This is a genomic window from Micromonospora sp. SD12 (genome assembly GCF_052068495.1).
GTDB lineage: Bacteria > Actinomycetota > Actinomycetes > Mycobacteriales > Micromonosporaceae > Micromonospora > Micromonospora echinofusca.
This window is the reverse complement of record NZ_JBQHDF010000007.1, coordinates 194759-208744: the sequence shown is the minus strand read 5'-3', so window position 1 is coordinate 208744 and position 13986 is coordinate 194759. Positions and strand designations below refer to the sequence as shown.

13 protein-coding genes are annotated in these 13986 nt (G+C 76.5%); 6 read left to right on the top strand and 7 right to left on the bottom strand.

Annotation, left to right across the window (positions count from 1 at the left end; translation table 11 throughout):
* Window positions 1–5: 5 nt before the first annotated feature.
* The 3 genes from ACTMS2_RS16660 to ACTMS2_RS16650 form a co-directional block, all read right to left on the bottom strand.
* Entirely contained in the window at window positions 6–203 is a 198-nt protein-coding gene (locus ACTMS2_RS16660) for a hypothetical protein (protein ID WP_441176165.1), read from the bottom strand.
* A gap of 91 nt (window positions 204–294) precedes the next feature.
* A complete protein-coding gene (locus ACTMS2_RS16655; RefSeq protein WP_441176164.1) occupies window positions 295–1224 on the bottom strand; it encodes a GNAT family N-acetyltransferase in 930 nt (309 codons plus the stop codon).
* Window positions 1225–1352: 128 nt separating this feature from the next.
* Window positions 1353–1955, bottom strand: coding sequence for a helix-turn-helix domain-containing protein (locus tag ACTMS2_RS16650; protein ID WP_441176163.1), 603 nt, complete (start codon window positions 1953–1955; stop codon window positions 1353–1355).
* Between the two features lie 63 nt (window positions 1956–2018).
* Here ACTMS2_RS16650 and ACTMS2_RS16645 point away from each other — a divergent pair, with 63 nt between their 5' ends.
* Complete coding sequence (locus tag ACTMS2_RS16645; RefSeq protein WP_441176162.1) at window positions 2019–2609, top strand: dienelactone hydrolase family protein; 591 nt, start codon at window positions 2019–2021, stop codon at window positions 2607–2609.
* A 16-nt stretch (window positions 2610–2625) separates the two neighbouring features.
* Here the strand turns inward: ACTMS2_RS16645 and ACTMS2_RS16640 are convergent, their stop codons facing one another.
* A complete protein-coding gene (locus ACTMS2_RS16640) occupies window positions 2626–5154 on the bottom strand; it encodes a S8 family serine peptidase (protein WP_441176161.1) in 2529 nt (842 codons plus the stop codon).
* Between the two features lie 78 nt (window positions 5155–5232).
* Here ACTMS2_RS16640 and ACTMS2_RS16635 point away from each other — a divergent pair, with 78 nt between their 5' ends.
* Both ACTMS2_RS16635 and ACTMS2_RS16630 read left to right on the top strand, forming a co-directional pair.
* Window positions 5233–7050 carry a glycerol-3-phosphate dehydrogenase/oxidase gene (locus tag ACTMS2_RS16635; protein ID WP_441176268.1) on the top strand — a complete coding sequence of 606 codons (1818 nt, stop codon included), beginning with the start codon at window positions 5233–5235 and terminating at the stop codon, window positions 7048–7050.
* A 90-nt stretch (window positions 7051–7140) separates the two neighbouring features.
* Window positions 7141–7671, top strand: a complete 531-nt coding sequence (locus tag ACTMS2_RS16630; protein ID WP_441176160.1) for a hypothetical protein — start codon at window positions 7141–7143, stop codon at window positions 7669–7671.
* Window positions 7672–7711: 40 nt separating this feature from the next.
* On the opposite strand, the gene ACTMS2_RS16625 is transcribed toward ACTMS2_RS16630, so the two are convergent.
* Window positions 7712–9112: an FAD-binding oxidoreductase gene (locus ACTMS2_RS16625; protein WP_441176159.1), complete on the bottom strand. Its 1401-nt coding sequence runs from the start codon at window positions 9110–9112 to the stop codon at window positions 7712–7714.
* A 67-nt stretch (window positions 9113–9179) separates the two neighbouring features.
* On the opposite strand from ACTMS2_RS16625, the gene ACTMS2_RS16620 reads away from it, so the two are divergent.
* On the top strand, window positions 9180–9536 hold the full coding sequence (locus ACTMS2_RS16620; protein WP_441176158.1) for a DUF4031 domain-containing protein: 357 nt from the start codon (window positions 9180–9182) through the stop codon (window positions 9534–9536).
* Between the two features lie 115 nt (window positions 9537–9651).
* Here ACTMS2_RS16620 and ACTMS2_RS16615 read toward each other — a convergent pair whose 3' ends face one another.
* Window positions 9652–10293: an HD domain-containing protein gene (locus ACTMS2_RS16615; protein WP_441176157.1), complete on the bottom strand. Its 642-nt coding sequence runs from the start codon at window positions 10291–10293 to the stop codon at window positions 9652–9654.
* Between the two features lie 74 nt (window positions 10294–10367).
* Between ACTMS2_RS16615 and ACTMS2_RS16610 the strand changes: the two genes are divergently transcribed.
* Complete coding sequence (locus ACTMS2_RS16610) at window positions 10368–11624, top strand: FUSC family protein (RefSeq protein WP_441176267.1); 1257 nt, start codon at window positions 10368–10370, stop codon at window positions 11622–11624.
* A 22-nt stretch (window positions 11625–11646) separates the two neighbouring features.
* Here the strand turns inward: ACTMS2_RS16610 and ACTMS2_RS16605 are convergent, their stop codons facing one another.
* Window positions 11647–13038, bottom strand: coding sequence for a PLP-dependent aminotransferase family protein (locus tag ACTMS2_RS16605; protein WP_441176156.1), 1392 nt, complete (start codon window positions 13036–13038; stop codon window positions 11647–11649).
* Between ACTMS2_RS16605 and ACTMS2_RS16600 the strand changes: the two genes are divergently transcribed.
* On the top strand, window positions 13037–13975 hold the full coding sequence (locus ACTMS2_RS16600; RefSeq protein WP_441176155.1) for a DMT family transporter: 939 nt from the start codon (window positions 13037–13039) through the stop codon (window positions 13973–13975). The genes ACTMS2_RS16605 and ACTMS2_RS16600 overlap by 2 nt on opposite strands.
* Window positions 13976–13986: the final 11 nt, after the last annotated feature.

Genomic DNA, 13986 nt, shown 5'->3' with positions numbered 1-13986 from the left:
CGCTGTCACGTCGGCAGTGGCCGTTGGTTGCGCCTCTTCTGCGCCCGGTCGTACGGCTGCGGAATCTGCACCGGCTCGTCGACCAGCGTCACCGGCTCGTCGGCCGGCTCGCCGACGCCGGCCATCTCCGCCTGCTGCTCGGCGTCGCCGTAGTCGAGCCGGTCGAACGGCAACGGGCCGGGGCGTTCGTCGTCCGTGGTCATGGCTGCCTCCTCTACCGGAAACGGTAGGGCGCGACGATCACCAATGCGGGCAAATGGCGTTATGGGGATCTATATCCCGTTCATCCCGTTGTCAGCCCCTCAGTGACCTGCGGTACAGGAAGAAGACGCGCTCGATCCGGGCACCCGCGCTGCCCGAGTAGAACGGGACCGGCCCGACCCAGCCGATCTGCGCCGCCGACACGCCCGCCGCCCGTTGGTCGCGCAGGCAGCGGCGCAGCAGCACCCCGCCGATCCCCGAGCCCTCCGCCGCCGGGGCGGTGCCCATCGGGCCGAACCAGCTCGGCCGCGACGAGCCGTACGCGGCGAAGCCGAGCACCTCGCCGTCGCGCTCGGCCAGGTGGCAACCGGCTCCCTCCCGGCCCACCGAGCCGGCCAGCTCGGCGTCCCAGGCCCCGCCGAAGGTGGCGCGCGCGAACTCCACCAGGGCCGGCAGGTCGTCCGCCCCGGCGCGGCGGACCGTGACGCCCTGTCCGGCCAGCCGCTCCTCCGCCGGTTCCGTCGGGCGCAGCGCGGGCGAGTCGTCGTACGACAGGTCGGCGGTCATGTTCCACGCCGTGCGGTCCTGCCGGTAGCCGAGCGCCAGCGCGGCGCAGATCGCCGGGGTGTAGCGCACGTCGATGCCGGGCCAGGCGTAGTGCGGCGGGTTGCCGGCGAGCAGCACCTCCACCGTGCCCAGTTCGGCGAAGCGCGCCTCGGCGACCGCCAGCAGGGCCCTCCCGACACCCTTTCGCCGCTCCTGCGGTGCCACCGCGACCAGGTCGACGTGACCACGGGCGTCGCCGTCGCCGGCGGCGAGGGAACCGACGAGCACGCCGACGAGCCGCCCCTCCCGGTGCGCGCCCCACGCGAACACCGGGCGGTGGTCGGCGGCCCGCACCCAGAGGGTGTCCACGACGGCCGGCGCCTCGGCCGCGTCCTCCGGCAGGTCAAGTGCCCGCCCGCAGAGCTCCACCACGGCGGGCAGCCGGTCGGGCCCCAGCTCGACGATCTTCAGGTCCATGGACGCCGACCCTAGGTCACCGGAGCGCTGCTGTTAAGGAGAGCCCCTGTTGACGGCCCGGGAAGCGTCCCCGTTGGCGCCGCCCGGCCGGCGGTCCGCCGTTGCGTGCCGCGCCCCGTCCGGTCGCCTCAACCGGCCGGCTCGGGTTTCGGTTCCGGCTCCGGGTCGGGCTCGGGAAGGGTCGGCGCGTCGGTGGGGTAGAGGCCGGCGACGAACCCGTACACCTGGTCGCCGGACCGGGGGATCTGGGCGAAGCGGCGGGTCAGCGCCTGCACCTCGGCCCAGAACGCGCGTACCTCCTCGATCGGGATGCGGGCGTGGACGAGGGTGCAGCGCAGTTCGTCGGCGGCGTGGGCCGCGGCGGACTCGGCGACGGCCTCCGCGAGCCCGTTGACGGCGGTCGCGACCTGTCTGTCCTCGGGGCGGCTGAGTGCGCCGATGTAGAGCGTGCGGGCGACCCGGCCGTAGTACCGCTCGTCGATCGCCCGCACCCGCCGGGTCCGCACCACCTTGAGCAGGCCGGCGTCGACGAGCGCGGTCACGTGGTAGGCGACGCTGCTCTTCGGCCGGTCGACCGCCCGGGCCAGCTCGGTCACCGTGGCGGCCCGCTCCAGGAGCAGCTCCAGGAGGGTGGCGCGCAGGGGATCGGCCAGCGCGCGAAGTTGCGCGGGCGCGGTGACCACGAGCATCTCGTCGAGGTCGTAGTCCGGGATCCGCTCATTGCTCGACATTTCTCGACCGTTCTAGAATCATGGATCATTCGATCGTTGTCGTCTGTTGACAGGAGTGTAGAGATGGCCGACGTGGTCCTGTTCCACCATCTGCGTGGGGTCACCGACGGGCTGCGCGGGTTCGCCGAACAGTTGCGGTCGGGCGGGCACACCGTGCACACCCCCGACCTGTTCGACGGTGAACGCCCGGCGACCCTCGACGAGGGCTTCGCGCTCACGAAACGCATCGGGAGCGAGGTGCTCCGCGAACGCGCCGACCGGGCCGTGGCCGAGCTGCCCGACGGTCTGGTCTACGCGGGCTTCTCCTGGGGTGCCGCCACCGCCCAGCGGCTCGCCCAGACCCGGCCCGGCACCCGTGGCGCGCTGCTCTACGAGTCCTGCCTGCCCGTCACCGGCGAATGGGCCGTCGGCCCCTGGCCAGCCGGGGTTCCGGTGCAGATCCACGGCATGGACGCCGACCCGTTCTTCGCCCTGGAGGGCGACATCGAAGCCGCCCGCGAGCTGGTCGGCATCGCCGGGCCCGACCTCGGCGAGCTGTTCGTCTACCCGGGCGACCAGCACCTGTTCACCGACAGCACGCTGCCGTCGTACGACGCGGAGGCGACCGCACTGGTGCTGCGGCGCTCGCGGGAGTTCCTCGACCGGCTGCGGTGAACCGGCGCCCCGCCCCTCACCCCTGTGCCGCCCGCACCGCCGCGTACGCGTCGACCAGGCCGGCGCCGGTGATGTTCCGGTCGCCGCCGCAGGTCTGCGTCGACGACGCGTACGTGGCCACGGCCGGGGTCGCGGTGTCCCGCAGGATCTGCCGGGTGCGGGGCAGGTCGCCGACCAGCGCCGGATTGGCCGACCACATCAGCGCCACCACGCCGGCCACCTGCGGGGTCGCCATCGACGTGCCGCTCAGGGTGGCGTACCCGCCGCCCGGCATCGCCGAGAGCACCTCGTCGCCCGGCGCGACCAGGTCCGGCTTGGCCGCGCCCGGCACCGGGCCCCGCGACGAGAACAGGGTGACCTTGCGCTGCCGGTCCACGGCGCCCACGGTCAGCACGTCCGCGTACGGGGCGGGCGGGTCGTCGATCGAGCCGCAGTAGGGCCCCGTGTTGCCGGCCGCGGCCACGACCAGGATGCCGGCGGCGTCCAGGGCCGCGGTGGCCGGCCGGAGCACCCCCGGGTCGCAGCCCTCGATCGACGGGCAGCCCCACGAGTTGGTGAGCACGTCCGGGGCGCGCGCGGGGCGCCCGTCGGTGAACGGGTCCCCGCCCGGCGGGAAGGGCGCCAGCATGAACTGGAGGCAGTCCAGGTAGTAGGCGGGGTTGCCGAGGTTGCGGTCCAGGTTCACGCAGCCGACCCAGCGGGCGCCCGGGGCCACCCCGATGCCGCCCCGCCCCACGGCGCTGCCCGCCGTGTGGGTGCCGTGCCCGCCCTCGTCGGTGGGTGCCCGGGTGCCGTTCCAGGGGTCGTGCCACGAGTCGTCGCCGCCCCGGAAGCCGCCCGCCAGCGCGGGGTGCCCGCCGTCCACGCCCGAGTCGGAACTGCCCAGCACGATCCCGGAGCCGTCGACCCCGAGCTGGGACCAGACCCGGTCCGCGCCGAGCATCCGGACGTTCCACCCCGGTCCGGCCGGCGCGGGCGCGGTGCCGCGACTGCGGCCGGCCGGACCGGGCAGCGGTCGCACCCGCTGGCTGACCAGCACCCGGGCCACCTCCGGCCGGCGCGACAGCCAGGCCCGTACCGCCGGCCCGCCCTCGACCTCGACCGCGTTCACCAGGTAGTAGGGGGTGTGGTCGAGCCGCAGCCGGCGCAGGTCGCGGCGCAGGTCGGCCTGGGTCCGCTCGGCGGTCGTGACGAGCCGCCGGTGGACCTCGCCGATCCGGGCGTCCCGGCCGGCCCGGCCGGTCGTCGCCGGCACGCCCGCGAGATCGGCCTGCTCGCGCAGCACCACGAACAGCCGCTCGCCGTGCAGGCCGGGCTGGCCCGCCCCGACGGCCACCACCCCGACCGCGACGAGCAGCACGCCGGCGGTCACCCCGGCGACCCGCCGGCTCGGCCGCCGGCCCCGGGTCAGCAGCACGCCGTACGCCACGGCGAGGACGGCCGCGACCGCCAGCCCCGCGCCGGCTGCCGCCGCCACCCAGAACGGCACGTCGCGGGTGCCGGCCAGGACGAGGGTGATCTCCTCCGGGTCGGTGAGGGCCAGCGGGCCGAGTACGCCGAGCCCGACCAGCCAGCGGACCGCGGGCCGCACGGCGGCCTCCGCCCCACCGGCGGCGGCGCCCGGCGCCGGGTCGACCGGGCTGGCGGGCCGGTGGTAGCGGGTGGCGGCCGGCGGCCGGGCCGCCACGTGCAGGGCCGCCAGCGCGAAGCCGGCCGGAGGCAGCGTCAGCAGCAGGGGCAGTTGGGCGCCGGACTGCCCGGTCCCGGCGGCGAGCAGCAGCAGCGCGACCCCGGCGACCAGCCCACCGACCAGCACCGACGGGGCCGGCCGGGGCGGCTCGCCGACGGCGATGCGGGACCAGAAGGCGCCGCCGAGAAGCTCCCCGGCCAGCACGCCGACCGCGGCGGCCGCGACCCCGGCGAGCACCGTCTCCAGCAGCCCGCCGAGCGCCCCCACCCAGACCCAGGGCAGCAGCAGCGCCAGCCCGCCGGCCGCCCCGAGCAGCGTGGCGGCCGGCGCGGACGCCCCGGGCGTCGCGGGCATGGTGACGGCCGGCGCGGACGCCCCGGGCGGTGCTGATGCCCCGGGCGGCCTGGCGGCCGCGCGGCGGCCCAGCGTCCGCAGGACGAGGGCGGCCAGGCCGGCCGTGGCGGCGAGCGCGGCGAGGTACGCCTCGTGGTGCACCGGCGGGATCGTCCGGAGCAGCCCCAGCGCGGCGAGCACGAGCGCCGCCGCCAGCCAGGCCCGGCCGGCGGCACGGACCGTCGCCGAGCGCGGCAGCAGGGCGAGCGACAGCGCGGGGGCGCCGACCAGCAGCACGGTGAACAGCACCGTCGCCGGCCAGAGCCAGACCACCCGGTCCAGCCCGGAGGCCAGCACGACCTGGTCGGCCAGCCACCCGCCGCTCTGGCCCACGACGACGACCCCGACGGTCCAGCAGCCGGTGACCACCGCCGCCACCACCGGCCAGGGGCTCGACCGGCCCGGCGCGGCCGCCGGGCGCGGGACGGGCTGACCGGCGGGAAACGGGGGGTCGACCTCCATCCTGCGACAGTACGGCGCGGACGGGCCGTGCCGCCCGGTGGCGGCGACGGTTACCGTGGACGGGTGCGTGACCCCAACGTGTCCCGAACGACGGCCGGCCAACTCTCCCCCGAGCGCCGGGCCGCCGACCTGCGCCGCCTGCGCGCCGAACGCTTCGACGTGCTGGTCATCGGCGGTGGCGCGACCGGGGCGGGCGCCGCCCTGGACGCCGCCTCGCGGGGGCTGAAGGTGGCTCTGGTGGAGGCGCGCGACTACGCCGCCGGCACCTCCAGCCGCTCCAGCAAGCTCATCCACGGGGGCCTGCGCTACCTGGAGCAGTTGGAGTTCCACCTGGTGCACGAGGCGCTCACCGAGCGCGGGCTGCTCGCCACCCGGCTGGCCCCGCACCTGGTCCGGCCGGTGCCCATCCTGGTGCCGCTGCCCGACGGGCGGGGCGTGCGCGGCCTGCCGGCCCGGGTGTTGCGCCGCTCGTACTACGGCGCCGGCGTGGCGGCGTACGACGCCTTCGCCGGGGTCTTCGGCGGTGGGCGCGGCATGCCGCTGCACCGGCACCTGACCCGCGAGGGCGCCCGCCGCGTCTTCCCGAGCCTGCGGGCCGACGCGGTGGCCGGCGCGATCCGCTACTACGACGGGCAGGTCGACGACGCCCGGCTGGTGGTGACGCTGGCCCGCACGGCGGCCAGCCTCGGCGCGACCGTGGTGAACAGCACCCGGGCGGTCGGGCTCATCCGGCAGGCCCGCGAGGTCACCGGCGTCCGGGTCCGCGACCTGGAGGCGCCCGCCGGCTCCCCGGACGCCGAGTTCGAGGTACGCGCCCGCACCGTCATCGCCGCCACCGGCGTGTGGAGCGACGACATGTCGCGGATGCTGAACGACGTGGGGCTGCGCCCCGGCATCCGCGTCCGGGCCTCCAAGGGCGTGCACCTGGTGGTGCCCCGCTCGGCGATCACCGGCGAGGCCGGGCTGATCCTGCGTACGGCCACCAGCGTGCTCTTCGTCATCCCGTGGGGCGGGCACTGGATCATCGGCACCACCGACACCGACTGGCGCCTGGACCGGTCCCACCCGGCGGCCTCCGCGCGGGACATCGAATACCTGCTGGAGCAGGTCAACACGGTGCTCGACCGGCCGCTCACGACGGCCGACATCGAGGGGGTCTACGCCGGGCTGCGCCCGCTGCTGGCCGGCGAGGCCGACTCCACCTCCAAGCTGTCCCGCGAGCACGCCGTCTTCGAGCCGATGCTCGGTCTGCTGCTGGTCGCCGGCGGGAAGTACACGACGTACCGGGTGATGGCCTCCGACGTGGTCGACCGGGCCGCCCACCGGCTCGGTGCCGTACGCCCCTCCCGCACCGCCGACCTGCCGCTGCTCGGCGCCGACGGCTTCCCGGCGATGTGGCGGGACCGGGCGGACCTGGCCCGCCGGCACGGGGTGCCGGTCGGGGTCATCGAGCACCTGCTGGAGCGCTACGGCACCCTCACCCGCGACCTGCTCGCGCTGATCGACGCGGACCCGCTGCTCGCCTCCCCGCTGGCCGGCGCCCCGGAATACCTCGCCGCCGAGGTGACGTACGCGGCCCGCGCCGAGGGGGCGCTGCACCTGGAGGACGTGCTCACCCGGCGTACCCGGATCTCCTTCGAGACGACGCACCGGGGCCTGGAGTCGGCGGGCCACGCGGCCGAGCTGATGGGCGCGGTGCTCGGCTGGGACGGGGCGACCCGGGCCCGCGAGGTGGAGCACTACCGGGCCCGGGTGGAGGCAGAACGCCAGTCCCAGCTGATGCCCGACGACGCCACCGCCGACGCCGCCCGGCTCGGTGCGCCCGACGTGCGGGGCTTCGCGGCCGACCGGGGCGCCGACGACGACCAGGCCGAACTGCCGTCCTCGTCGCGCTGACCGGCCGGGCCCCGGTCACCCCCTACCTTCACCGCCCGGACCCCGGTCAGCGGTTACGGCCTCCACCTGCGGTGGGATAGGTTCCGGCGCGTGCCCTCCGCTTCCCGGTCGCGTGCGGTACGCGTGCCCGTCGCCGCCCTGCTGGTCGCCGCCCTCGCCGGCTGCTCGCTGCCCGGAAACGCCGACGACGGCCCCGCGCCGGGGCCGGCCGGCACCGGGGCGTCGCGATCGGGGCCCGGCGGCGCGGCGACCGCCGGGAAGGGCGAGGTCAGCCTCCTCCAGCGGGTCGGCACGAACGGCCCGCTGCGCACGCTCAACGTGGCACCGGACGGCAGGTGGGAGTGCGTCGACTGCGCCGGCGACGGCGTGACGTCGACCGGCGTCCTCGGCCCGGAGCACGTCACCCGGCTCCAGGGACTGCTCGCCGACCCGGGGTTGGCGAAGGAGACCGACCAGGTCCGGCGCTACCAGGTCACCTGCATCGACGCGCTCACCTCCAGCCTGGTCACCTCGGTCGGCCTGGTCACGTCGCAGGACTGCCCGGGGGAGGAGCACCCGCCGATCGCCCACGAGATCCTGCTCCTGCTCACCCAGGCCACCCCGGCCGAGCCGACCGCCTGACGCCCGGGCCCGCCGGTCCGCGGCTCGGCCGTCCGTGCCGTCAGAGGACCTTGCCGGGGTTGAGCAGGCCGGCCGGGTCCAGGGCGGCCTTGATCGCCTGGTGCACCCGTACGCCCACCGGGCCGATCTCCCGGGCCAGCCAGTCCCGCTTGAGCAGGCCCACGCCGTGCTCGCCGGTGCAGGTGCCGCCCAGGTCCAGGCCGAGGCGCATGATCTCGTCGAACGCGCGCCGGCCGCGTTCGAGGCTCGCCGGGTCGGCCCGGTCCACCACGATGTTCGGGTGCATGTTGCCGTCGCCGGCGTGGCCGACCACGCCGATCGGCACGTCGCACTCCACCGCGATCCGGGCCACCCCGTCGAGCAGCGCGGCCAGGGCGCCCCGGGGCACCGCCACGTCGTCGATGACCAGGCCGCCGTTGCCACCCGGGTACGTCTGGGCCGCGAACCTCTCCATCGCCGGGTGGGCGAGCCGGCGGGCCTGCAACAGGGCCGCCGCCTCCACGGCGTCGGTGGCCGCGTAGACCTCGTCGGCGCCGGCCGCCTCGCAGACCGCGGCCAGCCCGGCCAGGTCGTCGGCCGCACGGGAACCGGTGTCGGCGGCGGCCAGCAGCAGCGCCTGCGCGTCCGTGCGCAGCCCCATCGGCCGGTACGCCTCGATCGCCCGCAGGTGCGTCCGGTCGAGCAGCTCCAGCAGGCTGGGCGAGAGTCCCCGGGCGGCGATCTCGGCGACGGCCGCGCCGGCGGCGGCCGTGGACGGGAAGACCGCCACCATCGTCAGCGACTCCGCCGGGGCGGGCCGCAGCGCCACGGTCACCTCGGTGATCACGCCGAGGGTGCCCTCGGAGCCGACGAAGAGCCGGGTGAGGTCGTAGCCGGCCACGCCCTTGGCGGTACGCCGGCCGGTGCGCAGCACCTCGCCGGAGGCGAGCACCACCTCCAGGCCCAGCACGTACTCGGTGGTGACCCCGTACTTGACGCAGCACATGCCGCCGGCGTTGGTGGCGACGTTCCCACCGATCGTCGACGACTCCCAGGAACCGGGGTCGGGCGGGTACCACAGCCCCTGCTTCGCCACGGCGGCGGCGAGCGTCGCGTTGACGACGCCGGGCTGCACCACGGCGATCCGGCTCACCGGGTCGATCTCCAGGACGGCGTCCATGGCGACGGTGCTCAGCACCATCGCGCCGTCGACGGCGTTGGCCGCGCCGGCCAGCCCGGTGCGCGCCCCCTGCGGCACCACCGGTACGCCGTGCCGCGCGGCGGCCCGTACCGCGGCGGCCACCTGCGCGGTGCTGCGCGGACGGACCACGACCAGGGGCGTGCCGGCGGCGCAGAGGTCGGCCTCGTCCCGCTCGTGTGTGCGCAGCAGGTCCGGGTCGGTCAGCACGGCGTCGTCGCCGAGCGCCGCCCGCAGGTCGTCGAGGAGAGGGGATCCGGCCATGCCGCCGAGGCTACGACCGGTTCCGGGCGATCACCAACCGCTCCCCGGCGCGGGTAGCTTGGCCGACATGCTCTACCTGGACCGGCCCGCCTGGCCGTGGCGGGGGCGGCTCTGGTCCCACCTGATCAGCGACGTCTCGCCCGCCGAGCTGCACGTCTTCGCCGAGACGCTGGGCGTGTCCCGGCGGGGGTTCGACCGGGACCACTACGACATCCCCGCCGAACGGTTCGCCATGGCGGTCTGGCTGGGCGCGCGGGTGGTGCCGAGCCGGGAGCTGGTGCGCCTGCTGCGTCAGGCCGGCCTGCGCCGCCCCAAGCACCTGGTCCGCCCGCGCCCCGAACCGCCCGCCACCCAGCCCCGCCCCGAACCGCCCGCCACCCGCTCGCCCGGCGACGCCGCGCTTCCCGCCCTGCGCCCGCGCTGACCCGCCGCTGCCGCCCTGCGCCCGCGCTGACCCGCCGCTGCCGTCCTCTGCCGGTGGTGACCCGCCGCTACCGCCCCCGTCGGCGACCGTCCGACCGCCCCGGCGCCGGAGGAGATCAAGGCAGGGACAGGGCGGCCAGCTCGCGGGTCAGGTTGGCGCGGGCCGGCGACTCCCAGCGCCGCGCCAGCGGCGGCAGCCGGAACAGCGCCGGCAGGGCGAGCAGCCCGGCCAGCACCCGGGCCCGGCCCGCCCGGAAGGCCGGCTCGGGCACGTGCGCGTACTCCCGGCGGATCGCCGCGGCGTAGTGGTCGTACGCCTCGGGGGGCGCGGCCAGGATCGCGAGGTCGGCGTCGCAGAGCAGCGATCCGTCGGCGTCGCCCGGGTCCACGGCGTGCCCGGCGGTGAGCAGCACCAGCCGGCGTACCTCCGCCACGGCGTCGGCCGGCAGGCCCGCCCGCGCGAGCAGCGTGCCGGCGAGCGCCGCGCTGTCGCGCTCGTTGGCGTCGCCCCCGGCGCGCGGATCATAGACGGCGTCGTGGCACCAGGCAGCGAGACGCACCAGGTCCGGCCGCCCGGCGGCCGGCGCGTACGCGTCGACGACGTCGAGGACGGCCGTCAGGTGGCGGGTGTCGTGGTGGTGCCGGTGCGGCTCCCGCCAGCGAACCAGCAGGTCCGCGCCGATCTGGGTCAGCTCGGCGGTGTCGGCGGCCCCGGCTCCCCGGGCCGCGGCCCGCCACCGGTCGAGAAGGTCGGCCACCCGGTCGAGTCTGCCGTACCGCCGTCGGCGCCGAGGATTCACCCGGCGCGGCACGGGTAGTCCCCGCCATGGCCGTGGCCCGGGACCGTCGACCCTCAGTGGCGCGACGTGCCGCCCTGGGTGACCGGGGCAAGGATCTCGACACGGCCCGGGTCTCCCAGGCCCTGCGGACCCTGCGGCACCATGGCAAGGCCACGCTGCACGACCGCCTGCACCGGCTGCGGATGGCGATGGGCCTCGCCGTGCAGGCCGGCCTCGCCGCCGGGCTGTCCTGGCTGGCGGCGCACGAGCTGCTCGGCAACCCGCAGCCGGTCTTCGCGCCGATCTCCGCGGTCGGCACCCTCGCCGCCTCGGTCGGCCAGCGGTTCCGCCGCACGGTGGAGCTGATCGTCGGGGTGGCGATCGGGGTCGCCGTCGGCGACCTCATCATCTACTTCGTCGGCACCGGCCCGTGGCAGCTCGGCGTGGTGGTCACCCTGGCCATCATGCTGACCGTCTTCGCCGGCGCCAGCGTGGCCATCGTCATCCAGGCGGCGGCCACGGCGGTGCTGATCGTCACGCTCACCCCGTCGACCCAGGACCTGGAGATCCCCCGGTTCATCGACGCGTTCGTCGGCGGTGGGGTCGCGCTGCTGGTCACCGCGATCCTGCTGCCGCTCAACCCGCTGCGGGTCATCAACCGGGCCGCCCGGCCGGCCCTGGACCTGCTCGCCGCCCAGCTCGACGCCACCGCGGACGCCCTGCGGGACCGGGACCAGGCCAAGGCCCAGCGGGCCCTGGACCGGCTCCGCGACAACCAGGAGGAGCTGTCCGCCTTCACCGAGGCCATCGACGGGGCGAAGGAGACCGCCATGCTCTCGCCGGTCCGCTGGCACCGGCGCGACGAACTCACCCACTACGCCGAGGCGGCCGGCCCGGTCGACCGGGCGATGCGCAACGCCGGCACGCTGACCCGCCGCGCGGTCACCCTGATCGAGGACGAGGAGCCGATCCCGGAGACGATGCCGGACGCGGTGGCCCACCTCGCCGAGTCGGTACGCCTGCTCAAGCACGAGTTCGCCGTCGGCGAGGAGCCGGAGCAGGCGCGGGAGCGGGCGCTGCGCGCGGTCAGCGAGGCCGGCCGGGCGTACGCCGAGGGGGTCGGCTTCTCCGGCAGCGTGGTGGTCGCGCAGGTGCGCACCACCGCCAGCGACATCATGGTGGCCTCCGGCCTCACGCAGGAGGAGGCCAACCGTGGCGTCCGGCAGTCCTTCGGCGACCAGGACGGGCCACGCGGTCAGGGGAAGCCCGACGACGCCCCGAAGCCGCCCGCCGCCCCGCCGCTCGGCTGACCCGTACGCCCCGTGGGCCCGCTCAGGCCCGCAGGGCGCGGGCGAGGCGGCGGACGGCCTCGTCCATCAGCTCGGGTCCGGCGGCGGCGTAGGTGAGGCGCAGGTGCGCCGCCGGGGGCTCGGCGGCGTACCAGGGGCGGCCGGGAAAGACGATGACGCCCTCGGCGGCCGCGGCGGCGGCCAGCGCCACGTCGTCGGTGCCCTCGGGCAGGCGGACCCAGAGGTGCATGCCGCCGCGCGGGACCGGCTGCCGGGCGAGTTCCGGCAGGTGCCGGCGGAGCGCGGCCAGCAACGCCTCGCGGCGGGCCCGCAGGGCGGTGCGCAGGGCGCGGCGGTGCCGCGTCCAGGCCGGGGCGGTGACGAACTCGAGCGTGGCCTGTTGCAGCGGGCCGGCGACGAAGAAGTCGTCGAGCAGCCGGGCCGCCCGCAGCCGGGCGCCGGCCGGGCCCCGGGCGCCGATCGCCGCGACGCGCAACCCGGGGGCGGTCGACTTGGTCAGCGAGCGCAGGTAGACGACGTGCCCGTCGGGGTCGTCGGCGGCCAGCGGCGGCGGGGCCTGGCCGTCGATGGTGAGGTCGCGGGCGTAGTCGTCCTCGATCAGGAACGCCCCGGCGTCGCGTACGGCCTCGGCGACCCGGGCCCGGCGGTGCCCCGCCAGGGTCGCGCCGTGCGGGTTGGCGTGCAGCGGCTGGCAGTAGAACAGCCGGGCGCCCGTACGGGCGAACGCGGCGGCGAGCTGGTCGGGCCGTACGCCGTCGGCGTCGGCGGGCACGGGCACCACCCGCAGGCCGGCGGCCCGGGCGGCGGCGAGCGCGCCCAGGTAGGTCGGCGACTCGACGAGCAGGGTGTCGCCGGGCGCGGCGAGCGCCCGCAGCGCGGACGACAGCGCGGCCTGCCCGCCCGGGCAGATCACCATGTCCTCGGCGCGCAGCCCGGCCCCGGCCTCGCGGGCGAACCAGGCGCGCAGGTCCTCGCGTCCCTCGGCCGGCCCCCGCTGCCAGGACGCGGGCTGCCGGGCGGCGCGGGTGAGCGCGGCACCGAGCGCGGCGGCGGGTTGAAGTTCCGCGTCGAGGTAGCCGCCCGACAGCAGGATCGCTCCTGCGGGCGGTAACGCCAGTAGCGCCTGCATCTCGTCCTCGCCCGGCCGGCGGGGGCCGAGCGCCACGGTCTGCCACGACAGGTCGGGCACCCGCCACTCGCGCGGCGGGGCGGCCACGAAGGTTCCCCTGCCGGACCGGGTCTCGATCAATCCCTCGGCCACGAGCTGCCGGATGGCCTTGGCGACGGTGACCGGTGAGGCGTGGTGGCGGGCGGTCAGCTCGCGCACCGAGGGCAGCCGCGTGCCGGGCTCGGCGACGGCGACGAGCCCGCGCAGATCTTGGCTGACACGTCCGACTGCGTTACCGTCATTCATGAACGACAAGAGTAGCGCTACCGTCCGAAACGCGGTAACGGCGGACCGGACGGTCGGTCTCGCCCTGGGCGCGCTGGGCGTACTCGCCTTCAGCATGTCGCTGCCCGCCACCCGCGTCGCCGTGCAGCAGCTCGACCCGTGGTTCGTCGCCTTCGGCCGGGCCGTCGGCGCGGGGCTGCTGGCGGTGGCGTACCTGCGATTCACCGCCGCCCCGCGCCCCACCCGCGCCCAGTGGCGGCGGCTGACCGTCGTCGCCCTCGGCGTCGTCGTCGGCTTCCCGCTGTTCACCTCGCTGGCGCTCATCACCCAGACCTCCGCGCACGGCGCGGTCGTCATCACCGTGCTGCCCGCCATGACGGCCGTGTTCGCCGTGCTGCGGGCCGGTGAGCGACCGCCGGCACTGTTCTGGGTCGCGAGCGCCGGCGGGCTGCTGGCGGTGCTCGCCTTCCTCGGCGCCAGCGGTGCGGTGCGCGGTGCGGTCGCCCCGCCCGACCTGTTCCTGCTCGCGGCGGTCGTGCTGTGCGGCCTGGGATACGCCGAGGGCGGCGCGCTGGCCCGGGAACTGGGTGGCGCCCGGACGATCTGCTGGGCGTTGCTGCTCTCCCTGCCGGTCACCGTGCCGGTCACGGTCGTCGCCGCCGTGGCCGCCCCACCGCACGCCGACGCCGTCACCTGGTCCGCGTTCGGATACCTCACCGCGGTCTCCATGTTCCTGGGCTTCTTCGCCTGGTACGCGGGCCTGGCCCGGGGCGGCGTCGCGCAGGTCGGCCAGATCCAGCTCGCGCAGCCGGTGCTCACCCTGCTCTGGTCGGCGCTGCTGCTGGGCGAGGCCGTCACCCCCGCCTCGATCGCGGCGGCGCTGGCGGTGCTGGCGTGCGTCGTGCTGATCCAGCGCACCCGCGGCCGCACGCCGGCACCCGTGGCGAAGCAGGCCTGACAGCTCCGCGC

Bases quoted from the DNA above. Each gene is read 5' to 3' on its own strand.
- ACTMS2_RS16655 (WP_441176164.1), bottom strand. From the start codon at position 1,224: ATGGACCTGAAGATCGTCGAGCTGGGGCCCGACCGGCTGCCCGCCGTG.
- ACTMS2_RS16620 (WP_441176158.1), top strand. From the start codon at position 9,180: ATGCTCTACCTGGACCGGCCCGCCTGGCCGTGGCGGGGGCGGCTCTGG.
- ACTMS2_RS16645 (WP_441176162.1), top strand. From the start codon at position 2,019: ATGGCCGACGTGGTCCTGTTCCACCATCTGCGTGGGGTCACCGACGGG.
- ACTMS2_RS16640 (WP_441176161.1), bottom strand. From the start codon at position 5,154: ATGGAGGTCGACCCCCCGTTTCCCGCCGGTCAGCCCGTCCCGCGCCCG.
- ACTMS2_RS16625 (WP_441176159.1), bottom strand. From the start codon at position 9,112: ATGGCCGGATCCCCTCTCCTCGACGACCTGCGGGCGGCGCTCGGCGAC.
- ACTMS2_RS16600 (WP_441176155.1), top strand. From the start codon at position 13,037: ATGAACGACAAGAGTAGCGCTACCGTCCGAAACGCGGTAACGGCGGAC.
- ACTMS2_RS16605 (WP_441176156.1), bottom strand. From the start codon at position 13,038: ATGAATGACGGTAACGCAGTCGGACGTGTCAGCCAAGATCTGCGCGGG.
- ACTMS2_RS16650 (WP_441176163.1), bottom strand. From the start codon at position 1,955: ATGTCGAGCAATGAGCGGATCCCGGACTACGACCTCGACGAGATGCTC.
- ACTMS2_RS16660 (WP_441176165.1), bottom strand. From the start codon at position 203: ATGACCACGGACGACGAACGCCCCGGCCCGTTGCCGTTCGACCGGCTC.